This window comes from Parvibaculum sp. MBR-TMA-1.3b-4.2 (genome assembly GCF_053628815.1).
Window position 1 is genome coordinate 1,842,430 of record NZ_JBRJHC010000001.1, and the last position, 22,967, is coordinate 1,865,396.

Sequence of the window (22,967 nt, forward strand, 5' to 3'; positions counted from 1 at the left end):
GCCCAAGGGACGGCGCGGATGAATCCATATGCAATCTATGTTTGTCTGCTCATTCTCAGAATAGTGGTGATCGACCTGTCTTTTGTCGCTATCTGCAGCATCGTCTCGGCGGTTAAATACGCCGAAGAATGCCTACCTACACCCTGTCCACCCGCTACCGAGTGGCTAGGAATGACCGTGGTTGTGATTTGGCTCATACTACCAGCCGTGACTGCCGCTTCCGCCTTGCTGATACTTTTTAGAGATTTTGTGAGCCCCAGCGGCGCAAGACTGAACTGGCTTCACTTCGCAAAAGCCGTGCGCGCCCTGCCATGGGGCCAGCTCCGCCGGCCAATAACGCTGTGGAAAATGCTGGAGCAATCACGTAACAAAAACGTGCGGGCCTAAGCCGTTGGGCTTGCCCAGTCTGCGTACTATCAGTTCCTGTGATAGAGGGCCGCCAGGCCGCTTCTATTCGGCGATCTGCGGGAGCATGCGGTCGGCCTTCATGAAATAGGCCTTCGCATAATCCACCAGTTCGCCATTGGTGGGGTGGTCGACCGTTTCGATGCCGACGACCTTCTCCGCCGTCTGCGGATGTTTCGCCTGCAGATATTTGTAGAGTTCGAATTTCGCATTGGCGGGACCGACCAGCAGCGCTTCGCCGATATCGGCGAGCTTCGTTGCCACCTCGTCGAAATAGTCCTTGTCTTCCGGCGCGCGCCAGCTCGACAGCGTGCCCGCCTTCACATGCAGATGTTTCACCGGATGGCGCGGACGCACCGTTTCGCTCTGCGTGTCGTCGGGATTGAAATCGAGGATGCGGGCCTCGTGATGGTCAATCCAGACAATGGCGTGGAAATGGTGCGACATGAGGCTTCTTCTCCGTAAGCGCGAAACGATGCATCTCCATCGCTACCAAGCCCGCATGACAGCGGCAATAAGGGGTTATACGGGCCTGCCCCTCAAAACCGGCCGCCGTCCAGCAGAGCCTTCAGGCCTTCGCGATAGGTCGGGAAGGCAAGGTCCACCCCAAGCTCCTCCCTGATGCGCCGGTTGGAGACGCGCTTGGAATCCGAATAGAAGCTCGCCGCCATGGGCGAGAGCTCGACTTCCTCGAAGGGAATTTCGGGCGGCGGCGTCATGCCGAGAAGCTCCGCCGCATAGGCGACGACATCCTGCGGCGGGGCGGGCTCGTCGTCGCAAACATTATAGGCCGTGCCCGGATCCGGCTTTGCGATGGAGGCTTCGAGGATCGCGGCGATATCGTCCACATGGATGCGCGAAAAGACCTGACCGGGCTTCACGATGCGCTTTGCCTTGCCCTCCTTCAGACTACGAAGCTGGTTGCGGCCCGGCCCGTAAATGCCCGCCAGACGAAAGATGTGGAGCGGGGCGCCCAGCGCGCGCCAGTCTTCTTCGGCGCGGAGGCGACGCCTGCCGCGTTCCGTGTCCGGCGTCAGAGCGCTTTCTTCATCCACCCATTCGCCCTGCCGGTCGCCATAGACGCCGGTGGTGGAGAGATAACCGACCCATTCAAGCTGCGGCGCGAGGCGGCTGAGGATATCGGCATGAGCGGCGAGGACAGGATCGCCCTCTTCGCCCGGCGGGGTGGAAATCAGGAGATGAGTGGTGTCTGCGAGCGCCCTTTCAGGGTCTGCGATCCCCTTGCCGTCCGCGAACAGCCAGGGCTCGACATCCTCCGCCTTCATGCGCATCGCCTTCGCTTCGCCGCGGGTGGTACCCGCGACGGCAAAGCCCTTCGGCGCGAGGCGGCGCGCCAGCGCTTCGGCGCTGAAGCCGAAGCCGAAACAGAACAAACGCTTGCTCACCCGATCGCTCATAAATGCCGCCGTTTTAACTTGTTTTTCGATCCCCGCTCCCCGACCCTACCGGCCATGAAACGGAACCTGTCATGCCTTGTCGGCCTTCTGGCCCTGCTCGCCCCTCTCACCTATGCGTCGCAAGCGAGCGCCGCAAGCCAGAAGGTAGAGGACTATCAGTCCTGCCTCGACCTCGTTCAGAAAAATCCAACGGAGGCCGCGAAGCAGGCGGCGGCCTGGCGCAAGGCGGCCAAGACGGACGGGGCGCTCGTCGCCGCGACGCATTGCGAGGGACTGGCCCTGAGCGCGCAGGGCAAACACGAGAAAGCGGCCTTCCTATTCTTCGATCTCGCAGAAGCGATGACGGGTGCGCCGGACGCCGAGCGCGCCAAGGTCTATGCGCAGGCGGGCGATGCCTGGGGCCTTGCCGGGGATCACAAGCAGGCGCGCCGGGCCTTCGGCTATGCCATCGCGCGCGAACCGGACGAGGCGGAATATTACATCGGCCGCGCCAGGCAGGACGCGCTGGCGAGCGACTGGAAAGCCGTGCGCTCCGACGCCAGCGAGGCGCTGGCGCGCGAGCCCTTCACCATCGATGCGCTGGTGTTGCGCTCCATCGCCAATCGCAAGCTCGGCTATCCCCGCGCCTCCGAAGTCGACATCAACCGCGCGGCGGAGACGGCGCGCCATCGTCTCGACGTGCTGCTGGAGCGCGGGCGCGTGCGGGCCGATCTCGGACAGGTCGCCGCGGCGCGCGTGGACTGGGAGGACGTGGTGCGCTACGCCAAAGCGACAGGCCGCGCGGACGCGCCGGAAGCGCAGGAAGCCCGCAAACTGCTCGACACCGAATAGGATCAGCCCGAGAGCGACCGCCATTCGGCGCGCACATCCTCATCTTCCTCTGACGGCAGATGTTCTTCCGCCAGCGCCGTCATCTCTTCTGCGGTGAGCAATTCGCCCAGCGCCCAAACGGCCATGGCCCGCACCAGCGGCGAGGCATCGGACAACAGGCGCCTTGCATGGATCGCCAGTGCCGGATCGCCCGCATTACCGACGGCGATCAGCACGTTGCGGATGAAGCGGTCGCGGCCGATCCGCTTGACCGGCGAGCCGGAAAAGCGGGCGCGAAAGGCCGCATCGTCCAGCGTGACGAGATCGGCAAGAAGCGGCGACACCAGATCCTCGCGCGGATGAAACGCCGTCTCGCGCGCTTGCCTCGCAAACTTGTTCCAGGGACAGACGGCCAGACAATCGTCGCAGCCATAGATGCGATTGCCCATCGGGCGGCGGAACGCGCGCGGGATATGCCCCTTATGCTCGATGGTGAGATAGGAGATGCAGCGCGTCGCATCGAGTTCATAGGCTTGCGGGAAGGCATTTGTCGGGCAGACATCCTGACAGGCCCGGCATGACCCGCAGCGGTCCTCATGCGGCGTATCGGGCTCCAGCGCCTGCGTGGTGAATATGGCGCCGAGAAAAAACCATGAGCCAAGCTCGCTCGAAACGAGATTGGTGTGTTTGCCCTGCCAGCCAAGCCCGGCGGCCTCGGCGAAGGGCTTTTCCATCACCGGCGCGGTGTCGACGAAAACCTTCACCTCCACGGACGCCTCTTCCGCCAGCCAGCGCGCAACCCGCTTGAGCCGTTTCTTGACGAGGTCGTGATAGTCGCGGTTCTGCGCATAGACGGAGAAGACGGCCCGGTCGCGCTCTTCCAGGCGGGGCAGCGGGTTTTCCGCCGGACCGTAGTTCATGGCGAGCATGATGACGGATTTCGCTTCCGGCCAGAGCGTCAGCGGGTCGGAACGGCGCGCGGCGGTTTCTTCCATCCAGCCCATATCGCCCTGACGGCGAAGCTCCAGCCAGCGCGAAAGCCTCGCCGGCAGGTCGGGCCGCGCATCGGCGCGCGTAAAGCCGACCGCATCGAAGCCTGCCTCGCGCGCTTTCGCGGCGATGCGCGTCTTCAGATCCGCGCTTTCAGAAGTCGAGATTGGCATAGAATTTCGGGGGCGGCATGCCGGGCACGTGGTCGGCCAGGACGCCACGGAAGGACGGCCGCGATTTCAGCTTCACATACCATTCCTTGGCCGCCGGATACTGGTTCCAGGGCACGTCGCCGACATAGTCGAGACAGGAAAGATGCGCGCTCGCGGTGAGGTCGGCAAGGGTGAGTTCCTCGCCTGCCAGCCAGTTCCGCTCTTCCATCAGATAGCTGATGTAGTCGAGGTGGTAGCGCAGATTGTGGAGCGCGGCGCGGACCACGGCCATTTCCGGCCCGCCGCCGCCCTGGCTTGCATGCAGGTAGCGCTTGGTCACCTTTTCAAAGAGCAGGCCTTCGCTGACTTCGGCGGCGAATTTCCGGTCGAACCAGTCCACGATGCGGCGCGCTTCAGCGCGCGCCTTGGCGTCCCCCGGCAAAAGCGGGGCGTCGGTATAGGTCTCTTCCAGATATTCGGCAATCGCCATGACACCGGCAAGCGGCTCGCCATCCTCCTCCAGCAGCACGGGGACTTCGCCCGCCGGGTTGAGGGCGAGGAACTCAAGACGCCGCTCCCAGTCCTTCTCCTCGACCAGCTCGAAGGCAATGTCCTTTTCCGCCATCAGAAGGCGCAAGGTCCGGCAGGCCGGAGAAATAGGCATGTGAAAGAGGGTGCGCATATCGGCAATCTGGCGGTAGGGGAAAGGCCGCACGGCTAGGATGCGACAGGTGAATCACAGCGCTTCATTACTATCGCGCAAACACCGCCGCCGTTAAGCGAAATCGCCCATATGCCGTTTCAGCCCGCATTCCCGCCGGAGATGTCGGCGGAAAGCTCGTCGAGAATCGGGCAGTCGGGCCGTTCGTCGCCATGGCATTTGCGGGCGAGCCTGTCGAGCGTCGCCCGCATGGACCGAAGTTCGCCGATCTTACGATCTATCTCCGAAATATGGTCCTGGGCGATCTGCTTGACGTCGGCGCTGTTGCGGTCGCGGTCATTGTAGAGCGCCAGCAAGTCGCGGCATTGCGCTACGGTGAAGCCGAGCCCGCGCGCATGGGCGATGAAACGCAGCATATGGACATCGTCCTGCGAATAATCGCGATAGCCGTTCGCCCCGCGCCGCGGCGCGTCGATCAGCGAGATATCCTCGTAGTAACGGATCGTCTTGGCGGGCACGCCCGATCTTGTCGCTGCTTCGCCGATATTCATCCCGGCTCCTTCGCGATAGGCGGCATTCGCCCGATCAATCCCTCCGGCGCTCAGCTCGTCTTGTATTGGGCGTACTGGCCCTGACGGTTGAAGCGGAAGAGATAGGTTTCGAGAATCGCTTCCGCCATGACCGGCTTGATGCCCAGGCCTTCCAGCGTGCGGCCTTCATTCGCCGCTTCCTCGCTCACCACATTGTCGTGACGCAGAAGGCGGACCTGATCGACGGTGAGCGGCGCACCGGGCAAAAGCTGGGCGAACCAGCCGATGAAGCTCGCCAGCGGGAAGGGCAGCGGCAGCAGGATGCGCTTGCGGCCGATTTCGCGCAGCGTCAGTTCCATCAGCTCCTTGAAGCTGCGCACCTCCGGGCCGCCCAGCTCATAGGTCTTGCCTGCCGTATCCGGGCGCTCCAGAACACGGACCACGGCTTCGGCCACATCCTTCACATAAACCGGCTGGAACTTCGTCTTGCCGCCGCCGATAAGCGGCAGGGCGGGCGAGACAAGCGACATCGCGGCGAAGCGGTTGAAAAAGCCGTCCTGCGGACCGAAGACGATGGAAGGACGCAGGATGACCGCCTCGGGCAGCGTCTTGCGCAGGGCGTCTTCGGCCTCCGCCTTGCTGCGGGCATAATCGGACGCGCTCTCGGGATCGGCGCCCAGCGCGGACATCTGCACGAATACGGAAATGCCCGCCGCCTTCGCTTCGCGCGCCACGCGGGCCGCGCCCTCGGCCTGGACGGCCTGGAAGGTCTGCTTGCCGCCTTCCGCGAGAATGCCGACCAGATTGATCACCGCGTCGGCGCCGCGAATGGCCGCCCTCACGGATGCGTCGTCGCGCACATTGGCCTGAAAGGGCTCGACCTGACCGACAGCACCCATCGGCCTGAGAAACATTGCCTCATTGGGCCGGCGCACCGCCGCGCGGATACGGTAGCCGCGCGCGGCCAGATTCTGGACGATGTGACGGCCGAGAAAGCCGGATGCGCCGAAAATGGCGATGGTCGCGCCGGGTTTGAGCCGTTTGGTCCGGGTTTCGGTGGAATTCGACATGCCTGCCTCGAGTGAACGCGGTGGTAAGCCCTGCAGCCAGAACTTCCCCCCTAGATAGCCCAATGGTGCCTTGCAGCAAAGTCCCCCGAATGCCTGTGCGGACCGCAGAACTTCAAAAAGGCCGGAATGAGCCTTTCATCCGATTGACAAACCCCGCCTGCCTCTTTAAGTCAACGCCTCCAAGTGCCCAGGTGGCGGAATTGGTAGACGCACCAGCTTCAGGTGCTGGCGCCTGCAAGGGCGTGGAAGTTCGAGTCTTCTCCTGGGCACCATTCTCTTTCTTCGGCGGCGCAGCCGCGCCGCCCGCCGAGCGGAGTTCCGATGTCGGATGCGATCACGCTTCACAAGGGCGATCTTCCCGACGGACTGACCTTCGGCGACAGCGTGGCCGTCGACACCGAGACGATGGGCCTGAACCCGCACCGCGATCAGCTCTGCGTGGTTCAGCTTTCGGCGGGCGACGGCACCGCCCATCTCGTCCAGCTCGACCGCTCGACCTATAACGCCCCCAATCTGCGGGCGCTGATGGCCGACCAGAACGTGCTGAAGATCTTTCATTTCGCGCGTTTCGACGTCGCCATGATGCAGCGCTATCTGGGCGTGGTCACGACGCCGGTCTATTGCACGAAGATCGCCTCCAAGCTGGTCCGCACCTATACCGACCGGCATGGCCTCAAGGATCTTTCCAGAGAACTGCTGGGCGTCGACATGTCCAAGCAGCAGCAAAGCTCGGACTGGGGCGCCGACGAGCTCAGCGATGCGCAGAAGGCCTATGCGGCCTCCGACGTGCTGCACCTGCATGCGCTGAAGGACACGCTGGACGGCATGCTGATGCGCGAAGGCCGGATGGAACTTGCCAAGGCCTGCTTCGCCTTCCTGCCGGTGCGCGCCTCGCTCGATCTGTCGGGCTGGGCGGATGAGGATATCTTCGCGCATTGAGGGGGACGGGCGGCAAGGCCGCGCGCGTCGACGTCATTGGCCGTACCGGCCGCTCTCCCGCCGCCATCTCCTTGAAAAGGCGCGATTTTCGCCGGTATCGCGCGGCTTTGCCCATTTGACGCCCGGAAAGGCTTGCGCGCATACTTGAAAAAGCGCGGCCAATGGCCGGCTCTGCCGGCAAAGGCTGTCCCATGCGGCCCCTCCTGCAGCGAATGGCTTCGGGACGAGCGTGAAACCGCCCGAATCGGCCAGACGAAACGCAAGAAGAACAACCGTGCCGCAAGTGGAGCAAGACCAGATGGACGAACCGGCAGGACGGCAGGCGCGCGGCAGCGGTCGCGCCGCCCCTTCTCACGCCTCGGTTGGCGCCTCCGCCGGACGCGCCTCTGTCGGACACGGCATGCCGGCGGGCGGCGACGGCCCCGCCCGGTCGAGCTACAGCCGCTTCGTCAGCTTCATGAAATTTCTGCTGCCGGTCGCCGCCGTGGTGCTTTTCATCTCGCTTTTCGTCTATTCGGGATTTTTCGACCGCGACGACAAGCTCGACATCACCTTCCGCGACATCGCCACCCAGAATGACGATCTGCGCATGGTGAGCCCGCGCGTGAGCGGCCTCAACAAGGAAGGCCGCCCCTATGAGCTGAACGCGGATACCGCAACGCAGGACGCCGCACAGCCCAATCTCGTGCGGCTGGAAAATATCGACGCGGATCTGAAGACGGATGAAGCGAATGGCTGGCTGACGCTGAATGCCGCCAGGGGCCTTCTCGACACCGACCGCCAGACGCTTAAGCTCGACGACAAGGTCGATCTCTTCACCACGCAAGGGTATGAATTCCACGCCAAGAAGGCGGATGTGAATTTCGACAAGGGAACGGTCGAGAGCGACGACGAAGTCTGGGGCCAGGGACCGATGGGCACGCTGCGCGCCGACGGCATGTCCGCCGACAATGCGTCGGAGACCATCAATTTCAGCGGCCGCGTGAAGGCGACAATCTACCCGGGCGGCGATGCCGGATCCGAAAAAGGCCAGGACGAGACGCAAACCGGTACGCCGGACGATCAGAACGAGGGGGCACAATGAAGCGATTGAAGACCGTGCGGGCATGGCGCCTTGCGGGTATCGAGGCGATGCGGCGCAGCCGGCGCCATGCATGGCGCCACGCCCTTCTGGGCAGCCTGCTCCTCCCGATATGCCTCGGCGCCGCCGCCACGGCGCATGCGCAGAGCATGTCGGGCTTTGCCAACAAGCCGGACGCCCCCATCGAGATCGAATCCGACCGGCTGGAAGTAGCCGACAAAAAGGGCACCGCCACTTTCGTGGGCAATGTGGTCGTGGTGCAGGGCGATGTGCGCATGAAGGCGGACAAGCTGACCGTCTACTACGCCAGCAAGCAGGGCAGCGGCGGCAACCGGATCGAGAAGATCAAGGCCACCGGCAGCGTGCATGTGAGCGCGCCGAACGAGCAATCGGCGAGCGGCAACTGGGCGGAATATCAGGTCGCGACGCGGCGCATCAATATGGGCGACAGCGTCGTGCTCCGGCAGGGCAAGAACGTCATCCGGGGAACCCGGCTCTTTGTCGACCTGAATAGCGGCGAGAGCCGTGTGACCGGCGGCAAATCGTCCGGAGGGACGGAAAATGGCGGAAACGGGCGGGTCAAAGGCCTTTTCCAGCCTCCGGAGACCGACAAGAAGGAATAAGGGGCTTGGTAATTCACGGCATTTCATACAATTTTAATGCCAAGTGTCTTTTGATGAGCTTTCAACGCTGAGGTGGCAATGACTTCGACCCAGACCGGACATAGCGCGACACAGCGCGCCGCGGACGCGGAGCGGGGGCGAAATCCCTCCGCTTCCCCCGACGACGGTCCGCAGCTGGTGACCCGCAATGCCGGCCTCCAGGTCGAGAAGATCGGCAAGAGCTTCAAGGGGCGTCCCGTGGTGCGCGGGGTCAGCTTCAACCTCCATCGGGGCGAGGCCGTGGGCCTTCTGGGCCCGAACGGGGCGGGCAAGACCACCGTCTTCTACATGATTACCGGCCTGATCCGGCCCGATTACGGCAGCATCGCGCTTGACGGTCTCAACGTGACCGGATTGCCCATGTATCGGCGGGCGCGGATGGGCATCGGCTATCTGCCGCAGGAAGCCTCGATCTTTCGCGGGCTGACGGTGGAGCAGAATATCCGCGCCACGCTGGAAGTGGTGGAACGCGACCGCGACCGGCGCGAGACGGCTCTCGACGATCTGCTGGCGGAATTCTCGATTACCCATTTGCGCCGGACGCCGTCCATCGCGCTGTCGGGCGGCGAAAGGCGGCGCGTGGAAATTGCGCGCGCGCTGGCCACGCAACCCTCCTTCATGCTGCTCGACGAGCCTTTCGCGGGCATCGATCCCATCGCGATCGGCGATATTCGCGATCTCGTGGCGCATCTGAAGGACAGGGGCATCGGCGTGCTGGTCACCGACCACAATGTGCGCGAAACGCTGGAACTGATCGACCACGCGGTCATCATTCACGATGGCCAGGTACTGATGGAGGGCGAGCCTTCCGAAATCGTGGGCAATGAAGATGTGCGCCGTCTCTATCTCGGCGACCGCTTCAGCCTGTGAAAAAGATGATGGGGCTTGAGATCGCAATGCGTAACGGACGGGGGGCATAGGGGCTCATGGCGCTCGCACCGCGGCTGGAGATGCGACAAGGCCAGAGCCTTGTCATGACGCCGCAACTGCAGCAGGCGATCAAGCTGCTGCAGCTTTCCAATCTGGAGCTTGCCGAATATGTCGAACAGGAACTCGAGCGCAATCCGCTGCTCGAGGCGAGTTCCGGCGAGCCCGAGAGCGAGCGCGCCCGCGACGACACCCCTGCCGACAAGCCCGAAGAACCGCGTTCCTCCGAGGAACGGCTCTCACTCAGCGAGGACTCTCCCCTGCCCGGCCGGGAAAGCGACCTCGATACCGATTACGACAATGTCTATGCCGACGAAGCGCGCAGCGACGTGCAGAACGAGGCCGCGGCGGCGGGCTCCTCAAGCTCCGACTGGCAGTCGCTCAGAACTTCCAGCGGCGGCGGACAGGGCAATGACGAGTTCTCCTTCGAGGCCACGCTGACACGCGAGGCGACGCTTTCGGAACATCTCACCGAACAAATGCAGATGTCTCTCAAAGTGCCGCAGGACCGGCTGATCGGCGCCTATCTTATCGACCAGGTGAACGAGGCGGGCTACATCGCGGCCGATATGGACGAGGTCGCGGAGCGGCTCGGCGCCGAAATCGAGGACGTGCTCAGTGTGCTCGAGGTTCTGCAGGGCTTCGAGCCGGCAGGTATCTGCGCCCGCAACCTGAAAGAATGTCTCGCGATCCAGCTTGCCGAGCGCGACCGGCTGGACCCGACCATGAAGAGTTTCCTCGACCATCTGGATCTTTTCGCCAAGCGCGACTTCGACCAGCTCATGAAGGTCACCGGCGCCGACCGCGACGACATCGCCGGCATGATCGAGGACATCCGCGCCTGCAACCCAAAGCCCGGCCTTGCGTTCGGCGGCGAGCCCGTGGTGCCGGTCATTCCGGACGTGTTCGTGCGGCGGGGATCGGATGGCGGCTGGCTCGTCGAGATCAATTCCGAAACGCTGCCGCGCGTTCTCGTGAACCAGCAATATTACGCGGAAGTCTCAAGCCTCGCGGACGCCAAGGCCAAGGCCTATGTGTCGGAGTGCCTCAACAATGCGAACTGGCTGGTGAAGAGCCTCGACCAGCGCGCGCGCACGATCCTGAAAGTGGCGTCCGAAATCATCCGGCAGCAGGATGCGTTCCTGATGTATGGCGTGCAGCATTTGCGGCCGCTGAACCTGAAGACGGTGGCCGACGCGATCTCAATGCATGAATCGACCGTCAGCCGCGTCACCTCGAACAAATACATCGCTACGCCGCGCGGCATTTTCGAGCTGAAATATTTTTTCACCTCGGCCATCGCAGGGACGGAAGGCGGTGCGTCGCATTCGGCGGAGTCCGTGCGGCACCGCATCAGGGAACTGATCGACGCGGAACGGCCCGACGCCGTCCTTTCCGACGACAACATCGTGGAAATCCTGAAAGGCCAGGGGATCGACATCGCCCGGCGCACGGTCGCCAAGTACCGGGAAGCCCTCAGCATTCCATCCTCGGTCCAGCGCCGGCGGGAAAAGAAGGCCTATGCCTGAGCGGGGCTTCGCCACGCAGCCGGGCCACCACACGCCCCATAACACACTGATTTAAAAAGGCTTTAAGGCTCTATAAGGGTGCCGGTTGACACCTTATGAAGGCCCCACTAGTTTCCACGCGCTTGATGACGGCGCGGCAGATAGAATCTCCGCGGCGCGGCAGACAGCAGAAGCCAATCCTGCCTCGGGGCGATGCCCTTCGGACAGGGGGCGCGCTTCGCCACAGGCAGTCCATCGGGACATTGCGACCCGGAAAGGTCTCTCAATGCAGGTTCAGGTTAGCGGCCATCATCTCGACATCGGAGATGCGCTCCGCACCCATGTTACCGACCGGCTCGAAGCCGCTGTCGACAAATATTTCGATCGTTCGGTAGATGCGAACGTCACCATCACCAAAGATGGCTTCAACTATCGCGCGGATTGCGCGGTGCATCTGAGCTCCGGCATGTATGTGAAAGCCGAGGGCCAGGCGACGGAAGCCTATGCCGCCTTCGACGCTGCGCTGGAGCGGCTGGAGAAGAGGCTGCGCCGCTACAAGCGCAAGCTGAAAAACCACAACAACCACAACAAGCCGGAACTCCCCGCCGAGACGGTGCCGTCCTTCGTGATCGAAGCGGTTGCCGAGCACGAGGAAGTCGAAGAAGACGCTCAGCCCGTCATCATCGCCGAGGGTACGACGGATATTCCGAAACTCAGCGTCGGCGACGCCGTGATGCGCATGGATTTGAGCGACGCCCCCTTCGTCATGTTCCGCAATGGCGATGGCGGCCTCTGTCTCGTTTACCGGCGTCAGGACGGCAATATCGGCTGGATCGATACCAGCCGCGATTCACAAAAGGCTTGAGACCGTGAGAAGCTTTACCGCTCTAGCCAGCGCACGCCCCCAGCCCGGCCCCCGGCCGGCGCATCGGGCAGCGATTCGGCCACAGCCTCAGCAGAACAGGGTTCGGATCATGGAGCTTGAAGATCTGGTACGGCCGGAGGGGGTGCTTGCGCATCTCAAGGTCACCAGCAAGAAGCAGGCGCTGCAGGAGCTTGCCGCACGCGCGGCAGGCGTTATTGGCGTATCCGAGCGCTCTATTTTCGAAACGCTGCTCGAGCGAGAGCGTCTGGGCTCCACGGGCGTGGGCCAGGGCATTGCCATTCCTCATGGCAAGCTGGGCGAACTGGACCGGCTGCACGGGCTGTTTGCGCGGCTCGACACGCCGATCGACTTCGAATCGGTGGACGACCAGCCGGTGGACCTGATTTTCCTGCTGCTGGCGCCGGAAAGCGCGGGCGCGGACCATCTGAAAGCGCTGGCGCGCGTATCTCGCCTGCTCCGGAACAGTGCGGTGGTGGAAAAACTCCGCGCGACCGACGATGCCGCGGCGCTTTACGCCATCCTGACGGAACCCGCCGCGACCAACGCCGTCTGAGCGCAGCACGCGCCGCGACACGCAAAAGCCCCGCCGGAGACGGCGGGGCTTCGCATTTTCGGGCGGCGCATTTAGCGGCGCGTCTATGCCGGTCAGTGTACGCTGACCGGCTCCAGGTCGTACTGGCGCGCGCCAGCGAAGGCTGCATCGCGATTGTCCAGCACGGCCATACGCTCGCCATTGGCGGCGTGGACCGAATACAGCATGGTATCGGCGGGTACATTGATCTCGTTGCCGAACTCCGACACCAGCTCGCCTGCCAGTACCTCGCGCACATAGACGATGTTGCCCACGCCCGCATTGGCGAACGCCTCGTCGCTCAGTGAGCGCAGATCCTCCGCGCCCCAGCCGGCATTCGGTATTTCGTTTCCGCTATCGTCGATCCGGTCATTGTCCTTACGCATATCATACTCCTTTAAGACGGTTCGTCGCGGGCCTTGCCTCAGCACCGCACGACGACCTCGACGGCCGTTCTATTGCCACGCGCCTTTTCCGCAACGCGCTCCCATTCAGACCGCATCCTCCTCGATCCGTTTACGCCCGGGGTGCGAGGAAGAGATTGTTGACCCCTTGTTTCTTCCGCCGCCGTCATCGATTTCGATACGGCGGACCGTTCTCGCCGGTTCCGGGCGAAGAAGGTCGATAATCAAAAGACCGTGCTCCAGCCTGGCGCCGACGACCTCCACACCTTCTGCCAGCACGAATTTGCGCTGGAACTGGCGGGCGGCGATGCCGCGATGGAGATAATTCGTGTCGTTCTCCTCGCGCTGGCGGCCCTGAATGACGAGCTGGTTGTCCTCGACCGTGACGGATAGTTCGTCGCGGGAGAAGCCGGCAACCGCCAGCGTGATGCGCAGCAGGTCGGTCGCGGCGCCTTCGCCTTCATGGTCCGGTGCAGGCAGCTGCTCGACATTGTAGGGCGGATATCCGTCGGAGGATTTCGCCACACGGTCCAGAAGTTGCTCGATCTGTTCAAAACCGAGCAGAAACGGGCTGTTGAACTGCGTCATACGGCTCATGGCCTTCAAAGTCCTCTTCCAAGCGACTTTGGCTCCGCCCCGCGGGCACCCCGCAAGGCACGGCCCCGGGATGGGCACCGTTCCATAAGATGTGGTAATTCCGTCGCGCCGTTGCAAGTTCATCGCACCGGCGGGACGCAGGCGACCGGCGGGCGGGCGCGGCCTGAAATTCGTGCCACGGACTCAAGGGTTTAGCGCGTGCGACCCAACCGCCGGGGCATTGGCCCCATTTTTTTAGGGATTATGCGCTGGCCCATAAGTAGCTTTGTTCTCTAATAAATTTTTTTTCTTCCGCCTTGAAAATCCCGTCGTCATCTCCGATTAGTGGAGGCATATAAACAATTCCGTATCCCATGCGGACAACCCGATGCGCGCGGCGTTCAGTTGCGTATGCGTTGGACCGGTCCGGCTCCGGACTCTCGGAGCCGCGTCAAACCAGTAAGGAGAAGCCCATGCTCGAACTCCCCAAACTTCCCTATGAAATGGATGCGCTCGCCCCGCATATTTCCGCCGAGACGCTGTCCTTTCACTACGGCAAGCACCATCAGGCCTATGTGACCAATGGCAACAAGCTCATCGAGGGCACCGAGCTTGCCGATCTGGAACTCGTCGAGCTGATCCGCAAGGTGGCGGGCGATGCCTCCAAGAAGGGCGTGTTCAACAATGCCGCTCAGGTGTGGAACCACACCTTCTACTGGAACTCCATGAAGCCGAATGGCGGCGGCGAGCCCAAGGGCAAGCTGGCCGACAAGATCAAGGAAGATTTCGGCGGCCTCGAACAGTTCAAGGACGAATTCAAAAAGGTTGGCGCCGGCCAGTTCGGCTCGGGCTATGCGTGGCTCGTGCTGACGCCGGAAGGCAAGCTTGCCGTCTATGGCACGGCCAATGCCGAGACGCCGATCACCGGCAAGGATGTGCCGATCCTCACCACCGATGTGTGGGAGCACACCTACTATCTCGACTATCAGAACCGCCGTCCGGACTATCTGACGACCTTCGTCGATCATCTGATCAACTGGGAATTCGCCGAGGCGAATTACGAAGCGGCGCTCTAAACCGCTTCTTCCCTGACGGACAAAAGACAAGCCGCACCCGGATCGTCCGGGTGCGGCTTTTTATGTCGTTTCAGCTGTGCCGGGGCCTGATGGTCAGGCGTGCTGGGATTTCGACGCCGCCACCCTCCGCGACAGGATGCGGGTGGAGCGCCAGAGCAGATAGAGAAGCCCCAGCGTCGACAAGGCGATGGTGAGGCGATAGGCGATCACCACGGCGCCGAACGCCGCCGCTTCCGGGTGGACGCTCAGCGTCGCACCGAAGCTTGCATAGATGTGGAAGATATCGAGAAGCGCGGCCTGTACGAGCTGAGCCGTCACGAAGAGGCCGATCGCGCCCAGGCCGGGGTCCGCCATCGCCTGGCCGCTCGCCACGTCGACAAAGACGGGGGCGCCGCCGATGAGACCGACATAAGCGGCAATGCCGCCGAAGAGCGCAAGGCTCGGCACGCCGAAGCCCCAGATCATCAAGCCGGTGAAGCGATGGGCAAGGCGGCGGCGCACATCATGTTCGGGCGCATTGTCAGCCGTCGCACCGGCAAGGATACGCCAGACAACCATCATCGAAACCAGCAGAAGGGCGGCAATCAGCGCCACCGAATAGAGACGGAACGCCTCTTCCGACCGCATGATCGCAACCCCCGCCTCGATTGCCCGGATGAGCGGGTTTGCGTCCGTTTGCAGATAGCCTAGCGCCGCGTGCTCGTTCATGGTTCCTCCCCTGTTCCGCACATTCCCCTTTGGCGGAACCGTCAGCATACCACTCACTCAGGCAGGCGGAAATCATGCAGCGCACAATGCCCTAGCCATCTGTTTTTACACACTAATTTTCACCTCACGCGGACAGGCCGAGGCGCGTGTCGGAAATTTTCGTGTGGCCGAACCAGCGCAGCCGAACCTGATCGTGGCCCGGCGCATAGCCAGCCAGCAAAAAGCCCGCCGCATCGACGGGAAGCGGTGAGCGGTCCTTGCCGCTGCATATCGTCATGACACCGGCGGGCAATGCCGCGTTGTCGATGTTTGCGGCCTCCGCTTCGGCGAGCCTGAAGTTTTCAGCCGCCAGTGCTTCGCGCAGACCGGTGCCGCGCCAGCGCGGCGCCACGAAACAGCGGAGCATGGCGAAGCTGCGCCGGAGGGCGGGAACCCGGATCATGCGCAGCGAGGACGTCGCAATCATCTCCTCCCCGTCATGCGCCACAACGCTCAATGCCGCGGCGGGATCGGAAAGATCCTGGCCCGGCGCAAAAGCCTTCGCCTCGCGCCAGAACCGGCAAGCCTCCTCGCGCAGGGCGCGATCGCGCGCGTCGCCCACTCCAACCGGCGTCAAACTCCAGTCCGCTCCGCCGTCGGAAGCCGCCTCCTGCGCCTGCTTGTCGTCGGCGACCGGCAAGCGGTAGTGATCGAACCAGAGCACCCGCTTCTGGAGGCCTTTTCCGGTGAAGCCGATCAAGGTCAGCCCCGACGGTTCGACCGGATGGGCGCCGAGATTGGCGTTCTGATAGATCGCGGCGGACCCGGCCAGCTTCTCTTGCGGGTTTGCAGCGGCCCATCGGCCAAGTTCGGCGTGACCGTCGATCATCAAGCGATCCGTCAGCCGCGCGCCCCGCCAGGCCGGGCGGATGAAGCTGCGGGCAAAGGCAAACTTCTCCTCCAGCTCGCGCATGGGATGAAAATCCGCCGTGAGGCATCCCGCCAGCGTCTCGCCGTCATAGATGGCGATGACAAGTTCTCTGGCACGCTGGGCCGGATCGACCCCTTCGGGCAGAGCTCCTTCGGCCTGCCACATCTCCATGGCATCGCGCATGACACGTTCGTCGTTCCTGCGCCAGACCGGCCGATAGACGATATCGGCAGGGTCTGAAAGAGGGACGGCACCCCTTTCGGGGTGCCGTCCTTTTTCTGACGCCGTACCGTCCTCAGAAGGCGAAGCGGAACGATGCGGAGACTGCGTGTTCATCGTAGTCACTCTGGAACTCACCATTGTAATGGACGCGAAGACTGACGCTCTCGTTCATCTCATAGGTCAGGCCGGCACCGACGGCGTAGCTGAGATCGTCCCGGGCGACCGTCTTCACATTGAAGGCGCCGCCGCTGACGATGTTGCCGGTGATGGCCTCGTCCGGATTGCCGAACTCGTTCAGCAGACGGACATATCCTTCCGGAACAATCTTGCCCGCACTCCCGAGGTCAGCCTCATAGCGTACCCCGAAACCCAGCACGCCCCGCACGCTGTTGACGCTTCTGCTATCGATCGAGACGGCCGGCGCGGGTCCGGTTTCCGTGTAGCTGTCGATGTCGAGCAGGTTCACCCGGAGACCGATATGCGGCGTGATGTCGAACGCCCCTTCGGACAGGATGTAGCCAAGCTCGGCGCGGCCCATGATCTGCTTGCCGTCGTAATTGGCTTCATTGGTGCCGAAGCCGGTCACGAAGCGCTTGCTCTTGTAGCTGTTCCAGCCATAGCCCAGCGACGCGTTGAGGTACCAGGGGTTCGGCTGGTAGGTCGCATAGACCACGACACCATTGCCGTCGATGTCGGCGTTGCTGTTTGCGCCGGCGCCGTTCTCGTCGAAATTGGCCTTGGTGTAGAAGTAGGAGACACCCATGCGCAGCTTGTCGGCGACTTCGCCGTCTATGCCGCCGGAGATACCCCAGCTATCGGAATCGAAGCCATTGGCGCCGGACGGCGTGAATGTCGCCCAGTTCTTGCCGGCACGGCCCCACAGAGCCCATTTGCCGTCGCCGCCCAGGGGCATGTCGCCCGCGGAGACGCCGCTCGGGCCGCTCTCGCTGGAGGCGGTCTGGAGACCGCCGCCGCTCAGCCGATCCATGATCAGGTCGAGCACGGCATCGGTGGCGGAAACCACAGTCTGGCCGGAAAGGGCCGCCTCGTCCGGTACCGTATCCTCGACCAGCTTGCGCAGGGCCGCGGACTGGGCCTCCGGATCGTTCGGCCAGTTGCCCGAGAGATAAACGATGATCGGATTGTCGTTCGGCACATTGGACAGATAACCCTCCAGCGCACTGGAGATACTGTCCTTGTTCGGTGTGCCGTCGCCGCCTTCGTCGACGATGTCGTTGATCGACTTCTCGCGACCGACCGTCAGATAGAGATCGGTTTCGTTCGCGCCCGTGGTGAAGTTGAAGAGGATCGAATTGTCGACCACGGTGGGCGCCGCGTCGCCTGTCAGAGAGACCCCGCCTTCGGCATAGCCGATGGTCAGGTCATGCCCCACCGTGAGATCGATACCGGCGATCACATTCGCATAGACGGTGAAGCCGGGCTCCACCACCGTTTCGCCCTCCAGCGTCGGTCCGGCAACATGGATTTCGCCGGAGGTTTCGATGGAGCCGGTGTCATAGTCGCCATTGATGCCGACGATGAGCCGCCCGCCATTGGCGAGGTCGAAATCGGCATTGGAGTGGATGATCGCACCATGGGTGAGTTCGAGATCGGCATAGGTAGCGACCGATTCGCCCGATCCGGTACCGACCGTGAAGCTTCCGGCACCGATCCACATGTCGTCCAGCGCAGAGACCTTGGCCCCCTGATGCACGACGATGTCGCCAGCATATTTGTTGGTCAGGATGTCGGTCTCATCGAAGACGGTGGTGCCGTCCTTGAAGTCGATCTGATCGAAGCCGCTGATTGCAACGCCATTGGCGCCTGCGGGCGACAGGCCGCCCGGACCTTCGAAGATGCTGTTAGCGGCGCCATTGTCGAAGGTCAGCTTGTCGGTCTGCTCGAAAGCAAGCGTCGAATAGCTATAATCCTCGGCACTGGAGTGGATGCCGTATCCGATTTCGTTACCGGTGCCGGAGATGGTGACGTCGTCGTCGCCGCGGCCGGTATAGATACCGCCCGAAACCTTACCGCCCTCGTTCAGCACCGTGTCGTCGCCGGAAGCGAGGATCACATTGCCTTCAATGGTGCCGGTATTGGTGAGGTCCGTGTCGTTGTAGAAAGCGCTGCCGATGTGGAAGCCGAGCGCATATCCCACCGCGACCGTGCCGTAGATCTTGCCGGCATTGTCGATGGTGATGTCGCGAGAGTCGTTCACGAGAATACCGAGGCCGTACTCGTCACCCGGAATAACATCGGCATAGGAGTCCGAGGCATCGATCACGCCCGTCGTGCCGTTCTCGATGGTGACATAATCGCCCGTGGCATAGATGCCCGCCGAATGGTCGCCATTGACCGTGATGGTGCCGGCATTTGCGACCTCGGTGGTGACCGGGCCGGAGGAACGGGCCTCGATGCCGACCGAATAATCGCCGTTCACCGTGATCGTGGCATCCGCCTCATTGACGACCTCGACATGCGGGCCCTGCGCACTCACGCCGTTGCTGTAATCGCCATATGTCGTGATGGAGCCGCTATTGTCGACTTTCACACCGGCGTCCAGATGGACGAACTGATGTTCGACATCGTCGTAATAGCGCACGTCGCCGGCCGCTTCGGCGGCGATGCCGTCGGCCCCATCGCCATGCGTTACGATGCCGCCGGTATTGACCGCACCGGCCACGATGATGGCCCCGTCGGAAACGCCTTCCATCGCATCGCTGCCGGTAATATCGACGCTTTCCTCGAACGCATTGACCCGCATGCCATCAGCTTCGGCGCCCCATGTCGTAACGGTGCCGTCATTCCGGGCATAGGCCGTGGAAAGAACGTCGTCGCCCCCGCTATACGCCCAAAGGCCGTTCGAGGCGACGCCGCCATAACTCGGCGTCAGCGGTTGGATTGCCGACCCCGTCGTCACGGTACCGGTATTGATCGCCCTTGCCGCGCCATTGCTCGTCCAGGCAGCGATACCCGTCGCATAGTAGCCGGTTGTCGAAATCGAACCGCCTTCGTTGACGGCAAGGACATCGCCTTCCATGTCGTAGGGCTCGAGGTCGGGGAACACCGTCTGGAGGTCGTATTCGTCCAGGCCGCTCGCGTCGAGCAACGACCAGACAGGCTGGGCGCCCCCGGACGCCATCAGCCCCGCGGCCTTGTCGCCGGAGGTTTCGATGGTTCCTTCATTATAGGCATAGGCGTCGCCGCCGACGCTGAACGCACCGACGCCAATCGCATATTCGCCAGCCGTCGTGACACTGCCGCGATTGCCGGTGAATGCCTCCCTATCGAAGTTAAGCGCCATCACGCCAAGCGACAAGTCGCCTTGCGTGTCGATAGTGCCGTTCGTGTCATTTATCGCGGCAGCGCCGGGGAATTCGCCGCCTCCGACAGGCCCTTCGATGCCGCCCAGATAACCTCCCAGGCCTTCGAGAATGCCGTTGATCGGCTCGTAGTCGAGTTCGTTCAGGACCGTATAGAGCGAGCCGACCGCGGCCATGCCCACGGAAACGTCGCCACTGGTCGAAATGTCACCGTCATTATAGGCCAGCGCCGAGTAGAGGCTCGCGGCCACCAGGCCGAGACTGTAATCACCCTCCGTCGTGATGTTTCCGTCTTCACCGTTCCGCGCCACGGCATATTTCGCGCCGATCGCGGCTGCGGCGATGCCGCCCGTATCGTAGGTCGCGATGGTGCCGTCATTTTCCACGACACCCATACTAAGGCCACCGGCCAGCATGCCGACCGCGGCAATGCCGTCGCCGTCGGCGGCGCCGGTCGTAATCGTCGCGCCCGCCGCATTATGCGCGCTCGCATAAAGGCCAAGCGCCACGGCGCCCATGGAGGCCAGGCCGTCCGTCTGGATCGTGCCGCGGTTTTCCACACCGGCGATGAAGCCAACAGCGGTGGTACCGATCCCGAAATCACCATGCGTCACGATGCTCGCATCGGCATCGTTGAGCACCAGGGCCGTGCCGTATTCGGCGACGATATCGGGGAGATATTGCGCCAGCTCCCAGAAGGGGCCTTCCCACCCGCCGCCGAGACCATCGGGCGAGCCGCCGGCGATGGCGACGGCGCCAAGTCCCGCAGAACCGAAGGTTTCGATGTCGCCGCTATTCTTTACATAGGCCGTACCGCTGAGCGAGGCCGCAGCAATGCCGAAGCCGCCCAGATCATAGCCGGCGGTTTCGCTGCTGCCGGTGGTGATGGTGCCGGAATTGTAACCGACGGCGTCGCCATCCGCTGCGGCGAGTGCGCCGAAGCCCAGAAGGCCTCCCGTCTGAATGTCACCGGTGTTATTGACGCCCGCGCCTCCTTCGCCACCGATCGCGACCATACCGAAGGCGGCATCGTGATACCCCTCGGTCTGGGCCGTTGTGATGGTGCCGTCATTGCGCGCCAGCGCGGCATATTCCGTCGACGTCGCGACCGCCAGCATGCCCGAAGCGTCCTGGCCCGTGCCGGTGACGGTCGCGCCTTCATGATTCCACACCGTCGCCCGGTCACCGATGGCCACCACGCCGGTTGCAAGATATTTCGCCGCCACTTCTTCGGAGTAGTACGGCTCACCGGCGCCGAGGACGATGTTGACGAGTTCGCCGGCCTCGATGCCGTCGACTTCACCGTTCACCGTGACCTGGCCGTAGTTTCCAGCAATGGCCGTGCCGTGCGGCGCAAGGGCCACGATACCGGAGGAACTGTCGCCTGACGTTTCGATCGAGCCCCCTTCCTGGTTGGTGGCCGTGGCGTCCCTGCTCGCCGAAATAGCGATGAGCCCGGGCGCCTGACGGCCATCCTCTCCGGCGGAATAGGCTTCGCCGTCCACTGTACCGGTGGAGATGTTTCCGGCATTGATCGCGGTTGCGTCGCCGTCCGCCGCCGCCATGGCGCCGACACTGCCGACGCCATAGGTTTCGATGTCGCCGCCATTATAGACGCTCGCACCGCCCTCGCCGCCGATCACCAGCATGCCGAAGGCCGCATCGTGGTAGCCCGCCGTCGCTTCAGGCTCGCTTATGGCCTGGCCGGTGGAAATCGAGCCGTAATTCTTGCCGCTCGCGGCATATGAGCTCGAGGTGGCGACGACAAGCATGCCCGCCGCATCCTGGCCCGTGGCGACGATATCGCCATCGGCATAGTTGATTGCCGAAGCCGTCTCACCGACCGCGATGAGACCGACCGACAGATCGTTCACGACCTCTTCCGGGTTGGCGCCGGTGAGGCCTGCAAAGGCCTCCTCAAAGGAAACGCCTTCCGTCTCGCCATAAATGTTTATCGAGCCGCTATTGGTCGCCTCCGCCTTTCCATGGGCGGCCACGGCGATCAGGCCCGAAGAATTGTCGCCATGAAGAGAGATCTCGCCGGCGTTGGACGCCGTTGCATCTCCGTCGTAGCTCCAGGCCGCTCCGCCATCGACATCGAAACCGTCAGCGGTGGTGATTTCACCATTGGCATAGTTGCGAACCGTTGCATCGCCCTCGCCGGTACCGGCGTAGAGGGCGGTCGCCGCGTATCCGAAGAGTTCGATCACGCCGTCATTCGTCGCTTTCGTATTGCCTCCATGGGAGAGGGCGACCACAGCATAGGAGTACTCGCCATCCGTGCTGATCCGACCGGTATTGACCGCCGTCGCGCCTTCATAGCCCGATGCATAGACCGCATCCGAGTGGTCGCCGTCCGTCGAAACGGTCCCGCTATTGCCCGCATAGGCGGTGCCCGAATAGGAATACGCTACGAGGCCGAAAGCATTTTCACCGTTCGTGCCGACCGTGCCCGCATTTGTGACACTTGAATCGCCGTAATAGGCTTCGGCAACGATACCGTCCGACTGGTAACCATAGGTCGACACAAAGCCCGAAGCACCATTGACGACCGTCGCGTCATACTTGGTTCTGACATCGATACCGTCAGCGCCTTCGCCGATCTCGCCGCCGGTGATGATCAGACCGTAATTCTTGACCGTTCCATTGCCGTATTCTTCATTTTCGGCAAAGACGGTGATGCCCTTCGCGTCCTCGGAAAAGGGCTGCACCGTCGCGCCAGCCTGCAGCACGACCGTCAGGTCTTCGACTTCGGAAAAGGAGAGCGTTTCTTCGAATGTGCCGGCGCAGGTGACCGTATCGCCGTTCTGGGGCGTCAACGGAACGCAAGCCCCGCCGCCTATCGGCGCTGCGCGCGCAGGAGAACCGGAAAGGCTCGCGATCACAACCGCGGATGCTGTCGAAAGAAGTGCCGATGCAAAGATCCGCCGCATCTTGCCGGCGGTACCTTGATCCGTACCCCGCTGATTTTCGACGGTCATGCTGTAGTAATTGTAGGCGCTTCCGGCGATCTTCGACGAAGACAATGCGGTTGCGGGCGTGCGCTTATTGCGGCTCATTCATTTCCCCCAAAGGTAACGGTCGCATCCGTCCGCATCTCCGGAGTGCCCAATTCCATCGATGCATCGGCATGCAGGA

At 62.9% G+C, this 22,967-nt stretch carries 21 protein-coding genes and 1 tRNA gene; 11 read left to right on the plus strand and 11 right to left on the minus strand.

Translation table 11 applies throughout. The features are described 5' to 3' along the window. Positions 1–18: 18 nt before the first annotated feature. Positions 19–387 (plus strand): hypothetical protein, encoded by a 369-nt coding sequence (locus tag ACSSVQ_RS08880; protein WP_454182399.1) that lies wholly within the window; start codon positions 19–21, stop codon positions 385–387. 63 nt (positions 388–450) lie between these two features. Here ACSSVQ_RS08880 and ACSSVQ_RS08885 read toward each other — a convergent pair whose 3' ends face one another. Together ACSSVQ_RS08885 and ACSSVQ_RS08890 are read right to left on the minus strand one after the other, a co-directional pair. Continuing rightward, positions 451–852 (minus strand): translational machinery protein, encoded by a 402-nt coding sequence (locus ACSSVQ_RS08885; protein WP_454182401.1) that lies wholly within the window; start codon positions 850–852, stop codon positions 451–453. A 92-nt stretch (positions 853–944) separates the two neighbouring features. After that, a complete protein-coding gene (locus tag ACSSVQ_RS08890; protein ID WP_454182403.1) occupies positions 945–1,823 on the minus strand; it encodes an SDR family oxidoreductase in 879 nt (292 codons plus the stop codon). 54 nt (positions 1,824–1,877) lie between these two features. Between ACSSVQ_RS08890 and ACSSVQ_RS08895 the strand changes: the two genes are divergently transcribed. Then, positions 1,878–2,654 (plus strand): hypothetical protein, encoded by a 777-nt coding sequence (locus ACSSVQ_RS08895; RefSeq protein ID WP_454182405.1) that lies wholly within the window; start codon positions 1,878–1,880, stop codon positions 2,652–2,654. A gap of 2 nt (positions 2,655–2,656) precedes the next feature. On the opposite strand, the gene queG is transcribed toward ACSSVQ_RS08895, so the two are convergent. The 4 genes from queG to ACSSVQ_RS08915 form a co-directional block, all read right to left on the minus strand. Further along, complete coding sequence (gene queG / locus ACSSVQ_RS08900) at positions 2,657–3,796, minus strand: tRNA epoxyqueuosine(34) reductase QueG (protein ID WP_454182407.1); 1,140 nt, start codon at positions 3,794–3,796, stop codon at positions 2,657–2,659. After that, positions 3,777–4,457: a glutathione S-transferase family protein gene (locus ACSSVQ_RS08905; protein WP_454182409.1), complete on the minus strand. Its 681-nt coding sequence runs from the start codon at positions 4,455–4,457 to the stop codon at positions 3,777–3,779. The genes queG and ACSSVQ_RS08905 overlap by 20 nt, the downstream gene beginning before the upstream one ends. Before the next feature lie 119 nt (positions 4,458–4,576). Further along, positions 4,577–4,987 (minus strand): Cu(I)-responsive transcriptional regulator, encoded by a 411-nt coding sequence (gene cueR, locus ACSSVQ_RS08910; protein WP_454182411.1) that lies wholly within the window; start codon positions 4,985–4,987, stop codon positions 4,577–4,579. 50 nt (positions 4,988–5,037) lie between these two features. Next, complete coding sequence (locus tag ACSSVQ_RS08915) at positions 5,038–6,036, minus strand: complex I NDUFA9 subunit family protein (protein WP_454182413.1); 999 nt, start codon at positions 6,034–6,036, stop codon at positions 5,038–5,040. Between the two features lie 185 nt (positions 6,037–6,221). On the opposite strand from ACSSVQ_RS08915, the gene ACSSVQ_RS08920 reads away from it, so the two are divergent. The 8 genes from ACSSVQ_RS08920 to ptsN all read left to right on the plus strand — a co-directional run bounded on the left by ACSSVQ_RS08920 (position 6,222) and on the right by ptsN (position 12,592). Further along, positions 6,222–6,308 (plus strand) — tRNA-Leu (locus ACSSVQ_RS08920). Positions 6,309–6,357: 49 nt separating this feature from the next. Continuing rightward, positions 6,358–6,975: a ribonuclease D gene (locus ACSSVQ_RS08925; protein WP_454182415.1), complete on the plus strand. Its 618-nt coding sequence runs from the start codon at positions 6,358–6,360 to the stop codon at positions 6,973–6,975. 298 nt (positions 6,976–7,273) lie between these two features. Continuing rightward, positions 7,274–8,059, plus strand: coding sequence for an LPS export ABC transporter periplasmic protein LptC (gene lptC, locus ACSSVQ_RS08930; RefSeq protein ID WP_454182417.1), 786 nt, complete (start codon positions 7,274–7,276; stop codon positions 8,057–8,059). Next, positions 8,056–8,679: a lipopolysaccharide transport periplasmic protein LptA gene (lptA, locus tag ACSSVQ_RS08935; protein ID WP_454182419.1), complete on the plus strand. Its 624-nt coding sequence runs from the start codon at positions 8,056–8,058 to the stop codon at positions 8,677–8,679. Before lptC ends, lptA begins: the two co-directional genes overlap by 4 nt. Before the next feature lie 78 nt (positions 8,680–8,757). Beyond that, positions 8,758–9,588: an LPS export ABC transporter ATP-binding protein gene (lptB, locus tag ACSSVQ_RS08940; protein WP_454182421.1), complete on the plus strand. Its 831-nt coding sequence runs from the start codon at positions 8,758–8,760 to the stop codon at positions 9,586–9,588. A 56-nt stretch (positions 9,589–9,644) separates the two neighbouring features. Continuing rightward, on the plus strand, positions 9,645–11,174 hold the full coding sequence (gene rpoN, locus ACSSVQ_RS08945) for an RNA polymerase factor sigma-54 (RefSeq protein WP_454182423.1): 1,530 nt from the start codon (positions 9,645–9,647) through the stop codon (positions 11,172–11,174). Between the two features lie 265 nt (positions 11,175–11,439). Continuing rightward, on the plus strand, positions 11,440–12,018 hold the full coding sequence (gene hpf, locus ACSSVQ_RS08950; RefSeq protein WP_339614138.1) for a ribosome hibernation-promoting factor, HPF/YfiA family: 579 nt from the start codon (positions 11,440–11,442) through the stop codon (positions 12,016–12,018). 109 nt (positions 12,019–12,127) lie between these two features. Further along, positions 12,128–12,592, plus strand: a complete 465-nt coding sequence (ptsN, locus tag ACSSVQ_RS08955; protein ID WP_454182425.1) for a PTS IIA-like nitrogen regulatory protein PtsN — start codon at positions 12,128–12,130, stop codon at positions 12,590–12,592. A 92-nt stretch (positions 12,593–12,684) separates the two neighbouring features. Here the strand turns inward: ptsN and ACSSVQ_RS08960 are convergent, their stop codons facing one another. Together ACSSVQ_RS08960 and ACSSVQ_RS08965 are read right to left on the minus strand one after the other, a co-directional pair. Further along, positions 12,685–12,996, minus strand: a complete 312-nt coding sequence (locus tag ACSSVQ_RS08960; RefSeq protein ID WP_454182426.1) for a DUF1150 family protein — start codon at positions 12,994–12,996, stop codon at positions 12,685–12,687. Between the two features lie 105 nt (positions 12,997–13,101). Continuing rightward, positions 13,102–13,611: an Hsp20 family protein gene (locus ACSSVQ_RS08965; protein ID WP_454182428.1), complete on the minus strand. Its 510-nt coding sequence runs from the start codon at positions 13,609–13,611 to the stop codon at positions 13,102–13,104. Positions 13,612–14,063: 452 nt separating this feature from the next. On the opposite strand from ACSSVQ_RS08965, the gene ACSSVQ_RS08970 reads away from it, so the two are divergent. Next, positions 14,064–14,666 (plus strand): superoxide dismutase, encoded by a 603-nt coding sequence (locus ACSSVQ_RS08970; protein WP_454182430.1) that lies wholly within the window; start codon positions 14,064–14,066, stop codon positions 14,664–14,666. Positions 14,667–14,759: 93 nt separating this feature from the next. Here the strand turns inward: ACSSVQ_RS08970 and ACSSVQ_RS08975 are convergent, their stop codons facing one another. The 3 genes from ACSSVQ_RS08975 to ACSSVQ_RS08985 form a co-directional block, all read right to left on the minus strand. Further along, positions 14,760–15,374: a hypothetical protein gene (locus ACSSVQ_RS08975; RefSeq protein WP_454182432.1), complete on the minus strand. Its 615-nt coding sequence runs from the start codon at positions 15,372–15,374 to the stop codon at positions 14,760–14,762. 124 nt (positions 15,375–15,498) lie between these two features. Beyond that, positions 15,499–16,467 carry a hypothetical protein gene (locus tag ACSSVQ_RS08980; RefSeq protein WP_454182434.1) on the minus strand — a complete coding sequence of 323 codons (969 nt, stop codon included), beginning with the start codon at positions 16,465–16,467 and terminating at the stop codon, positions 15,499–15,501. A gap of 112 nt (positions 16,468–16,579) precedes the next feature. Then, on the minus strand, positions 16,580–22,888 hold the full coding sequence (locus ACSSVQ_RS08985) for an autotransporter domain-containing protein (RefSeq protein ID WP_454182436.1): 6,309 nt from the start codon (positions 22,886–22,888) through the stop codon (positions 16,580–16,582). Between the last annotated feature and the right edge of the window lie 79 nt (positions 22,889–22,967).

What these genes read in the sequence shown, in the direction of transcription:
- ACSSVQ_RS08885 (WP_454182401.1), bottom strand. Translation starts at nt 852, where the DNA reads ATGTCGCACCATTTCCACGCCATTGTCTGGATTGACCATCACGAGGCC.
- ACSSVQ_RS08890 (WP_454182403.1), bottom strand. Translation starts at nt 1,823, where the DNA reads ATGAGCGATCGGGTGAGCAAGCGTTTGTTCTGTTTCGGCTTCGGCTTC.
- hpf (WP_339614138.1), top strand. Translation starts at nt 11,440, where the DNA reads ATGCAGGTTCAGGTTAGCGGCCATCATCTCGACATCGGAGATGCGCTC.
- lptC (WP_454182417.1), top strand. Translation starts at nt 7,274, where the DNA reads ATGGACGAACCGGCAGGACGGCAGGCGCGCGGCAGCGGTCGCGCCGCC.
- ACSSVQ_RS08880 (WP_454182399.1), top strand. Translation starts at nt 19, where the DNA reads ATGAATCCATATGCAATCTATGTTTGTCTGCTCATTCTCAGAATAGTG.
- lptB (WP_454182421.1), top strand. Translation starts at nt 8,758, where the DNA reads ATGACTTCGACCCAGACCGGACATAGCGCGACACAGCGCGCCGCGGAC.
- ACSSVQ_RS08985 (WP_454182436.1), bottom strand. Translation starts at nt 22,888, where the DNA reads ATGAGCCGCAATAAGCGCACGCCCGCAACCGCATTGTCTTCGTCGAAG.
- ACSSVQ_RS08925 (WP_454182415.1), top strand. Translation starts at nt 6,358, where the DNA reads ATGTCGGATGCGATCACGCTTCACAAGGGCGATCTTCCCGACGGACTG.
- ACSSVQ_RS08970 (WP_454182430.1), top strand. Translation starts at nt 14,064, where the DNA reads ATGCTCGAACTCCCCAAACTTCCCTATGAAATGGATGCGCTCGCCCCG.
- cueR (WP_454182411.1), bottom strand. Translation starts at nt 4,987, where the DNA reads ATGAATATCGGCGAAGCAGCGACAAGATCGGGCGTGCCCGCCAAGACG.
- ACSSVQ_RS08960 (WP_454182426.1), bottom strand. Translation starts at nt 12,996, where the DNA reads ATGCGTAAGGACAATGACCGGATCGACGATAGCGGAAACGAAATACCG.
- ACSSVQ_RS08975 (WP_454182432.1), bottom strand. Translation starts at nt 15,374, where the DNA reads ATGAACGAGCACGCGGCGCTAGGCTATCTGCAAACGGACGCAAACCCG.
- queG (WP_454182407.1), bottom strand. Translation starts at nt 3,796, where the DNA reads ATGCCAATCTCGACTTCTGAAAGCGCGGATCTGAAGACGCGCATCGCC.
- ACSSVQ_RS08965 (WP_454182428.1), bottom strand. Translation starts at nt 13,611, where the DNA reads ATGAGCCGTATGACGCAGTTCAACAGCCCGTTTCTGCTCGGTTTTGAA.
- ACSSVQ_RS08915 (WP_454182413.1), bottom strand. Translation starts at nt 6,036, where the DNA reads ATGTCGAATTCCACCGAAACCCGGACCAAACGGCTCAAACCCGGCGCG.
- ACSSVQ_RS08905 (WP_454182409.1), bottom strand. Translation starts at nt 4,457, where the DNA reads ATGCGCACCCTCTTTCACATGCCTATTTCTCCGGCCTGCCGGACCTTG.
- ACSSVQ_RS08980 (WP_454182434.1), bottom strand. Translation starts at nt 16,467, where the DNA reads ATGCGCGATGCCATGGAGATGTGGCAGGCCGAAGGAGCTCTGCCCGAA.
- lptA (WP_454182419.1), top strand. Translation starts at nt 8,056, where the DNA reads ATGAAGCGATTGAAGACCGTGCGGGCATGGCGCCTTGCGGGTATCGAG.
- ptsN (WP_454182425.1), top strand. Translation starts at nt 12,128, where the DNA reads ATGGAGCTTGAAGATCTGGTACGGCCGGAGGGGGTGCTTGCGCATCTC.
- ACSSVQ_RS08895 (WP_454182405.1), top strand. Translation starts at nt 1,878, where the DNA reads ATGAAACGGAACCTGTCATGCCTTGTCGGCCTTCTGGCCCTGCTCGCC.
- rpoN (WP_454182423.1), top strand. Translation starts at nt 9,645, where the DNA reads ATGGCGCTCGCACCGCGGCTGGAGATGCGACAAGGCCAGAGCCTTGTC.